Raw genomic sequence first — 11,957 nt, 5'->3', positions numbered from 1 at the left:
TTTCTAATTCATCCCAAATCTTTATCTTGTCAGCTCTTTCTTTCGAGAGGACAACCCGACCATCTTTGTCTTCCGTAGTCTCTAATAGTACCTCAACCTCATCACCAACTTTTAGATCAACACCACTACCAGGAAACTCATTCAATGATATGTAACCTTCAGATTTATAACCGATATCAACTAACGCTACATCTTTTTCAAACTGTATTATTTTTCCCTTTACAATATCCCCTTCTTTTATCCTCTCAAAACTTTTTTCATACAACTCATTCATATTCTGAGTGTCTTTCTTTCGAGAACGCCTTTTAACCTGCTCAACGCCTTCTCCATCTTTATCTCTTGGCATACCAAAATTTACCCCCTTTTCATTATTTAAACTAAATATAATAACATAATTTAATTTTTTTAGTCAATGATTAAAATTACTTATTTATATTATCTCTAAGATACTTTGCCTTTTTAAACCTCTCTTCTAATCTAGTCCCATCTTCATTTTCTATAAAATTCTTTAGTAATTCCAGGTTATATTTAAACCTATTGATGGAATCAATAATGGAATTTTTATTCAGCAAGCATATATCTCGCCACATCTCAGGAGAACTTGATGCAATTCTCGTAAAGTCTCTAAATCCACCAGCAGAGTAAGAAAGAACATCCTCTTCAACATTATTAATATCTTCAATGGTATTTACTAGAGCATAAGCTATTAAATGAGGAAGATGGCTTATTGCTGACAATATTCTATCATGCCTAGCAGGATCCATTATGATTACATCAGATCCTGTCTGTCTCCACAGCTCTACAACTTTATCAAGAGCTTTCTTATTGGTCTTGGGAGTAGGAGTGATAATGCATTTCGCACCTTGAAAAAGCTCTAAAAAAGAGGCCCCAACTCCTGATTTTTCTGTACCTGCAATCGGATGTGTTCCTACAAAGTGGACACCTTTAGGCAACAAATTTTCAACCTCTATCAAAAAACCTAATTTAACGCTCCCAACATCTATAACGATTGAGCCTTTTTTAAGATTAGGTCTTATATCATTCATAATTTTAACAAAAGATGAGACAGGTGTAGCTAAAATAACTAGATCAGCATCATTGACAGCTTTTTTAGTATTAAGATAATATTGATCAATAACTCCTAACTCCTTGGCTTTTTTTAAATTTCCTTCAGTTCTACCAACCCCTATTATCTCGCCAACAAGATTCTTTTTTTTACATACCCTAGCTAAAGAACCCCCGATAAGTCCAACACCAATAATAGTCATACGTCTAAAATAAATATCCATAATTCTTCTACCTCTAAATCTCTCTAATGGAATTTAGAAGAAGGCTTTTCCTATCTAGAGATTATTGATATGATCTCTGATGATATATACAGCTATTTCAACCCTTTTAACTATGACTTTATTACTTCTTTGAATACCTTTATAAACTTTTTATTTTCTATGGGGAACCCAATTGTTACCCGGATATATTCTGGAAGACCATAACCTCCCATTGGCCTAACAATAATACCCTTTTTTAAGAGTCGTTTATAAACATCCTTTCCGTCACCAACTTTTACCAAAAGAAAATTGGCCTCAGAAGGAGTATACTGAAGGCCCATTTCATGAAAATTCTTATAAAAATACTCCCTTCCTTCTTTATTCGATTTCCGATTTCTTTTTATATATTCTCTATCATCTAAAGATGTAAGAGCAGCTATTTGAGCTAATGAATTGGTATTAAATGGTTGGCGGACTTTATTTAACTCTTTGATTAACTTTTCATTAGCCATTCCATATCCAATTCTTAACCCAGCCAATCCATAAATCTTTGAAAAAGTCCTTAGAATGATAATATTTCTTCCTTTTTTTAAATAGTCTATTGTGTTAGGAAAGTCATTTCTTGTAACATATTCATAATAAGCCTCATCGACAACAACAATAACTCTTTTGGGAATCTTATTCATAAACCTTCTCATTTCCATATCTGTAACCATGGTTCCCGTTGGATTATTTGGATTTGCGATAAATATCAACCTCGTTTGATTTGTAATCCTTGCAGCCATACCCATTAAATCATGGGTAAGGTTCTTTAAAGGAACAATTATCTTTTTCCCATTAACTCCTTGAACAGATAGTTGATAAACAATAAATGCAGGATGTCCCATGATAGCCTCTTCCCTAGGCATTAAAAATGTCTTTGCAATAAGCTCTATTATTTCATTAGAACCATTACCTAAAATAAGATTCGACATCTTAAGTCCCATTTTATTGGATAGCGCCTTTTTTAAATAAAACCCCCCACCATCAGGATAGCGATTCAAAACCTTTAAATTTTTTTTAAGTGCCTGAACCACTAAAGGTGAAGGGCTTACAGGACTTTCGTTTGATGCCAGCTTGATAGAATTTTTAATGCCCAATTCTCTTTCCAACTCCTCAATCGGTTTTCCAGGTTCATAAGGAATTAATCCCCTTATATGCTTACCAACAAGCTCCTTCAATTCTAACTCCCCTTTGGATAAGAACCTAATATCTTAAGAAATAGACTCTTTTCCTTTAAATCTTCTATGGCCTTTTTAATCTTTTTATCCTCTATATGGCCCTCGATATCAAGGAAAAAGATATACTCCCAGATCTTTTTCCTTGATGGCCTAGATTCTATCTTGGTTAAATTTATCTTATTTATTGAAAAAGTACCCAATACTTCATAGAGAGCACCTACCCTATCTTTTATAGAGAAAAAAATCGAAGTCTTATCATTTCCCGTTCTCTTTACGGGCTCCTTCCCAATTACAAGAAATCTTGTGAAATTATTTATATTATCCTCTATTCTTTTTGTAACGATTTTCAAATCATATAAAAAGGCTGCGGCCTCACTTGCTATAGCTCCTGTATTACGCTCTTTAGAAGCCATTTCTGCTGCCTTTGCTGTGCTGGAAACCTCATGAAGAGGTGTTTTTGGCATATTGTTCTCCAACCAAACTTTACATTGGGCCAAGGCATGGGGATGTGAATATATCTTTTGGATAGATTCCAGATTATCCTCCAGAGAAAGCATATTATGAGAAATCTCCTGGGATATCTCAGCACATATATTAAGATTTGATTCAATAAACATATCAAGGGTGTGATTTACAACCCCTTCTATAGAATTTTCTATAGGAACAACCCCATATGTTGACCTTCCCCTTTCCACATCATTAAAAACCTCATCAATACTATTTAAGGAGATATAATGTGCGGAAAATCCAAACTTTTGTAAGCAGGCAAGATGAGTGAAGGTTGCCTGAGGACCCAGATAAGATATGTTTAAGGGCATCTCTAATGAAAGTGTGGCTGAAAGAATTTCTCTGAAAACAGACTTTAGAGATTCTTTGGGGAAAAGACCCTTGTTAAGCCGCTCCAGCCTGGAATATATCTCCCTCTCCCTTTCAGGAACATGAAAATTCGTTTTTAGCCTCTTTTTGTTCTCTCCAATTTCTATGGCACCCCTTGCCCTTTTGTTGAGAAGATCTAATATCTTCTCATCAATTTTATTGATCTTTTCACGAAGCTCATTGATCTTTGACAATTTTTCTCCCTCCAAAATGAAACCATATTATCCTACTTCTATATATTTATCAATAGTTTTATAAGAATTCTCTCAGATCTTTTTCAAATAAATAGGAAGATTTTGGCAAGACATTTAATTCTATGCCTTCAATTATCACTAATTCTCCTCAAAAGGCTCTACAGAAAAATTTTAAAAAATTTCTATTCCAATTTAATCAGATATTAGCTATTTTAGCCTCACATAGATATAAAGAACTCATAAAGAATTCTAAAAATTACTTGATTGTTGAAAATATTTTATTTAAAATCTCTTAACTTTGCTTTAATTTAAATTAATTATTTTATGTTTCGAAAATTATATATCAGATATTTCTTCTGGCTTATTTCATTAATCATAGCTATTTCATTGCTTCATGGGTGTGGGGGTGCTAAATCTGCCAAAAAATCCTCCGAAAGTAAAAAGGTGAAAATCGCTAAAAAAAAGGACAAGGAGAAGATTAAAAAAGAAAAGGCCTTAGAAAAAAAGGGAAATGAGGAGAAGAAAAAAAAGAATAAGATTGCAAAAAAAGAGGAGCCTGAGAAAAAGGAAATAACAATCGGTAAAACCACAAAGGCTTATCTCATAGCAAATTATGGGAAGCCTGATAAACTATTCTGGTCAAAAGAAGCAGAAGAAATCTTGATTTACGATAGTATAAAGGAAATAGGCAAAAATGTTATTATATTCATGAATAATAAAGGTGTTGTAAAACATATAACAACCTTTTCAAAAAAGTAAGTTTTGAAAATGAAAAATGTAAATCTTATTCATAGAGGCCCTGGGATTAGGTTTAAGAGAGAAAAACCAAAGAAATCAAAAACCGCTGAAAATAATAATAAAAATAAGATAAAAATCTTTTATGTCATATTATCTTTGCTTTTAATTGTTTTTATTGGTGGTGCTGGTATATGGGCATATATTAATTTTCTTCTCCCCTTAAAAGAAGTTAAGCTAACCACCCTGATCGAACCAGAAAAACCCAAAGAAAAAGATATTGGTCCTTTAAGAGAAGACGAAAAGATCGCTAAACCTCCAGAAGCAATAAAAGAAGAAAAAACAGAAAAAAGAGAAATTGAGAAAAAGGATAAATTTAAGAAAGATAAAGTAGAAAAGATTGCAATAAAAAAAGAAATAAAAGAAAAAGATGAATCGCTGATATTTTCAGCGGATAAACACTATCCGTATGTACTTCATGTTGCCTCTTTTAGAGAGTTTGCTAATGCTCGAAGATTCATGACCTCTTTGGTAAAAGAAGGCTATCCTGCTTATTTTGGGTTGTTTAATATTCCTAAGAAGGGAAGTTACTATAGAATTTTTATAGGAAGATTTGAAAACCAAAAAGAGTGTTTGAATTTTAAATCTCACTTAAAGAGTAAAAAGAAGATGAAATCTGCCTATCCATTAAAACTTCCATATTCTCTTGGGTTAGATACATTTGATTCTTTTAAATCAGCCTCAAAAAGAGACTCAGAATTAAGAACGATGGGATACTCACCTTTCATATTTCCTTTTAGAACGAAAGGTCTAGAAGATACCGTCAAATATAAGATATTAATAGGGGCTTATTCATCCGAAAAAGACGCCAATAAAACTTCCAAGCTTCTCTCAAAAAAAGGGATAAAAAATAAGATTATCATGCCTTAAGGATATCTAAAAGCTCTCTTCTATTTTCTAAGGCATCTCGAATTTTAAATCCTTTGGCTTTATGGTCACAACAGGACAAGGAGATTTTCTAACAACCTTTTCAGCGACACTTCCAATCATAACATGAGAAAGACCACTTCTACCGTGGGTTCCCATAACGATTAGATCCGCATTGATTTCTCTAGCTGCTATAATAATTTCTACGAAGGGAGGTCCTGATTTAACAAGGTAATTAACCCGCAAATCTTCCATGTTGAATTTCTTTATGAATTCTTCTAACTCTTCCCTATGTTTCTTAACATCTCTTTCTTCTTCTCTTTTCACCTCTGTATGAACACTTGTCCTCATACCGCTGTAAAACGTAAATTCAGGAGGAGATACATTCAAAAAATAGATTTCAGAATTAAATTTCTTTGCTAATGATAAACCGAAATGAATAGCTGCTTCAGAATATTTTGAAAAATCCGTAGGGATTAAAATCTTTTTGAGAAATATATTTCCCATTATTGCTATCCCCCCTTTACTAAGAAAATTATAATGATTTACGTTTCTAAAAATAAATATATAATTGCTAATTGGAAAATTCAAGGAAGCATATTATTATGAATTGAATTAAAAATATATCTTTGATTCTATTAAAAATTGGTTTATATTCCTCTTTTAAAGATATAGGAATTCATCAAAAGCCTCTATAAAATTCTGCTTATAAGTGAATTAAAAAAGGAGATAAAATGGCTACAGACATCATTTTTGGTCTGATAGGTGGTCTGGGATTCTTTCTCTTTGGTATGAAGCTCATGTCAGAAGCTCTGAGAAGCGTAGCAGGAGAAAAATTGAAGGATATTCTCCAGTTTCTTACCAAAACACCTCTTCTTGGAATTATTATTGGGACATTGGTAACCCTTCTTATTCAGAGCAGTAGCGCCACATCAGTCATGGTAGTAGGCTTTGTGAATGCTGGTCTCCTCACTTTGAGGCAAGCCATAAGTGTTATCATGGGTGCAAATATAGGTACAACATTTACAGCATGGTTGGTATCCTTCTTAGCCATCTTTAAAATTACTAACTACGCCTTACCAGCGGTTGGAATTGGCTTTGCAATGACAATATTAGGCAAATCGAGAACGATAAAATACTGGGGCCAGGTCATCCTCGGTTTTGGAATCCTCTTTATGGGCCTTGCAATCATGAAGGAGGTATTTCAACCCCTTAAAGAAAGTGGAGCGATGAAAGAGTTATTTTTAAAATTTTCTGACTACCCTATCCTTGCAGTTCTGGTTGGAACCATCGTTACAATGATCCTTCAGAGCAGTAGTGCAACTATAGCAGTGATTCAGCTCCTTGCCTTCAATGGTGTAATAAGCTTTGAAGCCTCTATCCCTCTTATTCTTGGAGATAATATAGGAACAACCATAACCGCACAAATAGCAGCTATAAATGCTAATACAACAGCAAAAAGAGCAGCTATGGCACATCTTCTCTTCAATGTGATAGGGGTCTCATACATGCTTATCCTTGTCTATACAGGAATTTACCAGCGGTTCATAGAGTTTATTGTACCAGGAGAAATAACTAAAAACAGTATTATGCTTCATATTGCTGTGGCTCACAGCGCATTCAATATTTTTAATACCTTTGTGGTGTTCCTCCCGCTATTAAGTCTCTTAGAAAAGGCCGCCATAAAGTTAGTCCCGCAAAGGGAAGGATTTATAGACTTTACTCCAAGGTATCTTGAAAAACACCTATTAAATACCCCTCCGATTGCTATAAACCAGGCGATAAAGGAGACTCTTCGAATGATGGAATTGGCTAAAAAGGCCTTAGATGAGGCGGTAATCGGTTTTTTTGAAGACAACAGGAAGATTTTAGATAATGTTATTCAAAAAGAGGAGACGATAGACAACCTCCAGAAGGAGATTACTGCTTATCTTGTGCAATTAACTCAAAAATCCCTTAATCGTGAAGAATCCCAGACCATACCCGTTCTTCTTCACTCAGTAAACGACATAGAAAGAATGGGTGACCACGCAGAAAATATTGTTGAGCTGGCCCATAGAAAAATAGATCAAAAAGCAGCCCTTACTCATTGGGCAATCGATGAATTACATCTCATAACTGATGAGGTCAATCATATGTTTGATGAACTTACGAAGGCATTGGAAAACAACGATAAGACCTTGGCTAAAAGGGCGCTAAAAAGAGAAGAAAGAGTAAATCAGCTACAATTAGAATTAAAACAAAACCATGTTGAAAGGCTTAACGAGGGAAAGTGCAAGCTTATTAGCGGACTACTCTTTATTGATTTTGTAGATAATATAGAAAAGATTGGGGACCATCTTGCTAATGTTGCTGAATCTGTAATGAATAATCTGAGGTGGAAATTAAACTCAATTAATCAACAATAACTATAGGACGCTTGCTTTTTTTAACCTACAAATGAATCTCAATCCCCCCTTCATTTATGACAAAGGGTATCCAATCCAGTGGATGTTGGACACCTTCCATCTTTTCAATTTTCATCTCCCTTTTTCTTCCGGCAACCCTTAAATGGATAATATTCTGCGCCCCTTTCTTGTTGAGGTCAAAATTCTTTTTCCCTATCTCATCCAAAAAACCTGATAATATCACATCCATAACTGTTACCTTTTCAAACCATATCCAGTTGGATGTCCAGCTCTCAATCTGGTTCATTTGCTCAATCGGAATCAACGAAAAAATAACCTGGCTTATATCCCCGCAAATCAGTCGGGTTACCTTTTTTTCTGAAAGCTCCAAATCTATTCTCTTCATCTCTTCAAGATTAGTTAACTCAAAATATTTAATTCGCGGATCCCTTTTATACTCCTCATGATGAGTAAAGGACTGTATAGGAATAAAAAAACCTTTTTCTATATACTCTTCAATCTTCCAGTTAAAAGACTTAAAGTACTCCATTAAAGAGGGAAAGGGCCTGTCAAAGATATTATAGGAAACCCTTTCACTGTTTTTTAACCCGGTCCATAAGAACTGCATGGAAAAAACTGTTTTGCCCGAACCTGATGGGCCAATAATAATTGTCCTCGTCCCTTTTGGTATACCACCAGTTAACTCATCAAATCCCTTAATATCTGTTAAAAGCATATCCATGTTTAATCACCTCCTTTTGGATTTATCAGCCTCTTTAAGAATCCTTCTACCTTTTTAGCAGCCGATTCAAGCCCCTTTAAAATCTCTGCTCCTTTTTTGCCTGTTTTTTTAACAACCTTTTCTGCTGCCGTTATAGGGCTTCCTAATTTTCTACCGATAGATTCTCCCAATTTCCTGATTAAAGAATCCCTTATGCTGAACCTTGGATTTCTTATATCACCTTCTATATTGAACTCCAAATCAATAGAACCATTATTGTCTTTTAAGAATGTAAGAAGACGATGAGATGAAACCCCTAAAAATTTCCGGTTATGTGAATCGGGCTTGATTTTCAACTCCCTCAAACGAATTATTCCTGGAGCATTGAGTTTCGCATCTTTAATCTTAATAAGAGAATTAGCATCTAATAACCCATATTCTATCCTTGTTTTAACATTTTTTTTGTAGTATGGCTCAAGGAGTTTTAAATCGAGTCCTCTAACTGATAACTTTGTTTCTGTATTTTTATTATCGAAATTGATCCAACCAAAGAAGCGAAAAGAACCATCTTTTCTTTTTCCTTTGATCAATCCATTTAAATCTATTTTAGAGTTTAAATAAGGTCTCGGAATTAAAATGTCATCTATCTTAGCATTTAATCTGCTTAGCTGAATCTTGTGATAAGGGCTTAAAGTTTGACGATTAATAAAATCTACCTCTCCATTTATTAATCGAATCCTTTTTATGTATATCTTAAATCTCTTTTTCTCCTTTTCTTTATTTTTCTTTGAAGTAAGTTTTACAAAAGGAGTTCTTATTTTTCCATCTTTTGAAACTTCAATGGTTGTAAAGGGCTTGTAAATCTTTATCTGGCTTATAACTAATCTTTTTTTCAATATGGTTTTTAGATGAGGCCTTATAAAAATAGAATCCGCTTTAAAAAGAATCTTTTTTGAATATGGATCTTTTAACCTCACCTCTTTAAACTTGAGATGTATAGGCTGTATTAACATCTTACCTATAAGAAGATCAGAACCAAAGGTCTGACTTATTTCCTTTTTGATTAGATTCTCAATATAGATAGAGAGGGTGATATAAAGAAAGGTAATAACGGCTAGAAACAATAAAAAATATCTGAATTTTCCTTTTTTTTTCTTTTTTTTACTAACCATTTTAAAAACGGAACATCCCTTTTTCAATTATTTTAATTATAAACTGAAAACCATAAAAAATCACTATCAACAACGACAAAACCCGAATCATAATTCAATAAAAATTATTGACTGAATCCTCTCTTTTTAGTAAAAGAGAATCAGTTCAAATATAAATAAAGGTTCCTTTTAAAGTTAGCTAAAGGAATATGGCTCAGAAAAAAAGAAAAATAAAAAAGCAGAATAATAAGTTGAAAAAGAACTCCATCTGTATAAAGTGCCCTGCCCCTTGTTGTAGAGACCTTGCTATGATGATAACGAAGCCCAGAACCAGAGCTGAAATAGACGACCTGAAATGGCATCTTCATTATAATACTGTAAGTGTAGCTATTAGAAACTATAGATGGTACCTCACAATTAAGGGTAGGTGTATTTATCTGGATCGGAATAACATGTGCAAGATATATGCTAAAAGACCGTTAAAATGCAGACAACATCTCCCACCAGATTGCGAAAAGTTTGATAGCTGGTACGATGCTCTTATTTCCAGACCTGAAGAACTTGAGGATTATTTAAACGGAAGGAAATAGGGTTAGAACTCTTTAAAAAAGCCCGCTTTTACTTAAGCGGGCTTTTTTATTTCTTAAATATTTTCAAAACTCACCGACTTATAAAGAACCGCCGCCTATGGGGACAAAGATAGTTACACTATCACCTTCTCTGAGGGTTGTATCATTTCCATGAAGAAATTTGATATTTCTTCCATTGCAAAGGATCTCTAAGTGTTCAAAAACATCTCCTGTCTTAGGATCAATCATCTTTTCTTTCAATTTCTCACCGTATTGATTTATCAATAACAAAAGAAGGTCTTTTATTGAGGTATTTTCCTTTACATCAATCTTAACCTCAGGTTGACCGAATATCTCTACAAAATCAAACATACTCTGAATTTTTACAGCGACCATCTTAAAAAATCACTCTCCAACTTTTTCAGTTTCTTTTAATCCTAAATCTTCTGCAACATAATCCATTCCGAGTTCAACCAGCTTCTCTCTTTTAGGAATACCATTCTTATCCCATCCCCTCAAGGTATAAAACTCATCTAAGAGCTTTTCACAATTTTCTCTGTCCATTATCTGACCCTTTCCAGGCCCAATCTTATGAGGCTCTGTCATCAATCTTTCAGGTAAGTAATCATCTTTTCTGGTAAATCCTTCTTTCAATAACAGGGCATGTGCCAGATTGTTGTACCTCTCGCCTACCTTAGAAATATCATCTTCTGTGACATCAAATCCTGTTGCGGTCTTCCAGATTTCTGCAAAATACTTGATGTGAAGGTTGGCAGGAATTAAGGCGTTTCGGTATGCAAAGGTACAGAACATCGAACAGTCTTTACAGGCACCCCCAACATCCTGATTATATATTGTTAGTTCTGCCTTTCTATCCCAGGAATACGGATCTACTTCCCAAGGCACCTTGTGGTGAGCACCAAAAATCTCTTGAGGAGGATAGCCTCTTGAGTGGTCTGCTCCTGTAAAGGAAGTCATATAATTTAATCCCATGGATTTGCAGGTTCTTGGATCATATCCGGGAGGCTCCAATCCCTTGACATGCATGGCATATTTCTCTGAACCCTTTCCTATCTTCTCTGCTGCTCTCCTAACCCCTTCTGCTAAGAGATCCCCAAATCCGTCTCTATAGGCTATTTTATAAAGCAGCTTAAAGGCAGCATCGTCGTTTCCGAATTTTAAATCATAGCCTTCGCAGTCATCTTTTTTAAGGATTCCCTTTTCATAAAGCTCCATTGCAAACCCAATACATACTCCAGCAGATACGGTATCCATCCCTAAATCATCGCAGACCCTATCAGCAGCTATGATAAAAGCAGGATCATTAACCCCAATCTGAGAACCAAGCGAGAATAGAGTCTCAAACTCTGGCCCTTCGGTTGCCCAGCCTGCATACTTTCCGCTCTTAACAAGCCTGACCTGACCGCACCTAATAGGACAGAGATAACAACCATACCTCCTGACTCGATACTCAATATTCTTTTGAGCTCCTATGGGAAGGTATTCCTCCCCTGCAGGCTCAATAAAGTTGGGTCCAGGCATCTGGCCTTTGGAAATACAGTTCTCCACATTTCCTGCTGTCCCGAAGTTGCCGAATTTCGGATAAAGGGTTGGGCTGTCTTGAAATGCTTTTGCAATTTTTTTCACAACCTCTTGAAAACCCTTTTCATCAGCATACTTGACACTCTTTGAACCTTTTACTACTATTCCCTTAAGGTTTTTTGATCCAAAAACAGCTCCAACACCTTTTCTACCAGCTGCTCTCTTCTCAGCAATTACCGAAGCATACCTCACCAGGTTTTCACCTGCTGGTCCAATAACAAAAGGGCGAACAGTCTGGTCTTTCAAAATCTCTTTAATGTAGTGCTGCGAATCAGCAGTATTCAGACCCCAAATAGGGGTAGCATCT

The 11,957-nt window shown here is 34.9% G+C and carries 13 protein-coding genes; 4 read left to right on the top strand and 9 right to left on the bottom strand.

All coding sequences use genetic code 11. The features are described from left to right. The 4 genes from VMW81_10370 to pheA form a co-directional block, all read right to left on the bottom strand. The coding region (locus VMW81_10370) for a S1 RNA-binding domain-containing protein (protein HUU51344.1) at nucleotides 1-346 on the bottom strand (346 nt) is incomplete at its 3' end. 76 nt (nucleotides 347-422) lie between these two features. After that, a complete protein-coding gene (locus VMW81_10365) occupies nucleotides 423-1,289 on the bottom strand; it encodes a prephenate dehydrogenase/arogenate dehydrogenase family protein (protein HUU51343.1) in 867 nt (288 codons plus the stop codon). 110 nt (nucleotides 1,290-1,399) lie between these two features. Next, a complete protein-coding gene (hisC, locus tag VMW81_10360) occupies nucleotides 1,400-2,488 on the bottom strand; it encodes a histidinol-phosphate transaminase (GenBank protein HUU51342.1) in 1,089 nt (362 codons plus the stop codon). Between the two features lie 2 nt (nucleotides 2,489-2,490). Beyond that, a complete protein-coding gene (gene pheA / locus VMW81_10355; protein ID HUU51341.1) occupies nucleotides 2,491-3,558 on the bottom strand; it encodes a prephenate dehydratase in 1,068 nt (355 codons plus the stop codon). Between the two features lie 324 nt (nucleotides 3,559-3,882). On the opposite strand from pheA, the gene VMW81_10350 reads away from it, so the two are divergent. Both VMW81_10350 and VMW81_10345 read left to right on the top strand, forming a co-directional pair. Further along, a complete protein-coding gene (locus VMW81_10350; GenBank protein ID HUU51340.1) occupies nucleotides 3,883-4,317 on the top strand; it encodes a hypothetical protein in 435 nt (144 codons plus the stop codon). 9 nt (nucleotides 4,318-4,326) lie between these two features. Continuing rightward, the gene (locus tag VMW81_10345; protein HUU51339.1) at nucleotides 4,327-5,223 is read left to right on the top strand and encodes an SPOR domain-containing protein; all 897 of its coding nucleotides are present in this window, start codon (nucleotides 4,327-4,329) and stop codon (nucleotides 5,221-5,223) included. A 27-nt stretch (nucleotides 5,224-5,250) separates the two neighbouring features. Here the strand turns inward: VMW81_10345 and VMW81_10340 are convergent, their stop codons facing one another. Next, nucleotides 5,251-5,727 carry a universal stress protein gene (locus VMW81_10340; GenBank protein ID HUU51338.1) on the bottom strand — a complete coding sequence of 159 codons (477 nt, stop codon included), beginning with the start codon at nucleotides 5,725-5,727 and terminating at the stop codon, nucleotides 5,251-5,253. Nucleotides 5,728-5,954: 227 nt separating this feature from the next. On the opposite strand from VMW81_10340, the gene VMW81_10335 reads away from it, so the two are divergent. After that, complete coding sequence (locus VMW81_10335; protein HUU51337.1) at nucleotides 5,955-7,628, top strand: Na/Pi cotransporter family protein; 1,674 nt, start codon at nucleotides 5,955-5,957, stop codon at nucleotides 7,626-7,628. Nucleotides 7,629-7,653: 25 nt separating this feature from the next. Here the strand turns inward: VMW81_10335 and VMW81_10330 are convergent, their stop codons facing one another. Together VMW81_10330 and VMW81_10325 are read right to left on the bottom strand one after the other, a co-directional pair. Then, nucleotides 7,654-8,349 carry an RAD55 family ATPase gene (locus VMW81_10330; protein ID HUU51336.1) on the bottom strand — a complete coding sequence of 232 codons (696 nt, stop codon included), beginning with the start codon at nucleotides 8,347-8,349 and terminating at the stop codon, nucleotides 7,654-7,656. 2 nt (nucleotides 8,350-8,351) lie between these two features. Continuing rightward, nucleotides 8,352-9,500 (bottom strand): DUF748 domain-containing protein, encoded by a 1,149-nt coding sequence (locus VMW81_10325; protein ID HUU51335.1) that lies wholly within the window; start codon nucleotides 9,498-9,500, stop codon nucleotides 8,352-8,354. A 188-nt stretch (nucleotides 9,501-9,688) separates the two neighbouring features. Between VMW81_10325 and VMW81_10320 the strand changes: the two genes are divergently transcribed. Next, the gene (locus tag VMW81_10320) at nucleotides 9,689-10,069 is read left to right on the top strand and encodes a YkgJ family cysteine cluster protein (protein HUU51334.1); all 381 of its coding nucleotides are present in this window, start codon (nucleotides 9,689-9,691) and stop codon (nucleotides 10,067-10,069) included. A 78-nt stretch (nucleotides 10,070-10,147) separates the two neighbouring features. Here the strand turns inward: VMW81_10320 and VMW81_10315 are convergent, their stop codons facing one another. Together VMW81_10315 and VMW81_10310 are read right to left on the bottom strand one after the other, a co-directional pair. Beyond that, a complete protein-coding gene (locus VMW81_10315; protein ID HUU51333.1) occupies nucleotides 10,148-10,444 on the bottom strand; it encodes a MoaD family protein in 297 nt (98 codons plus the stop codon). Between the two features lie 9 nt (nucleotides 10,445-10,453). Continuing rightward, nucleotides 10,454-11,957: aldehyde ferredoxin oxidoreductase C-terminal domain-containing protein (locus VMW81_10310; GenBank protein HUU51332.1), on the bottom strand; the 1,504-nt coding region annotated here is incomplete at its 5' end.

The sequence above is a fragment of the Nitrospinota bacterium genome (assembly GCA_035528715.1).
GTDB lineage: Bacteria > JADFOP01 > JADFOP01 > DATKYB01 > DATKYB01 > DATKYB01.
This window is presented reverse-complemented; position numbering and strand designations above follow the sequence as displayed.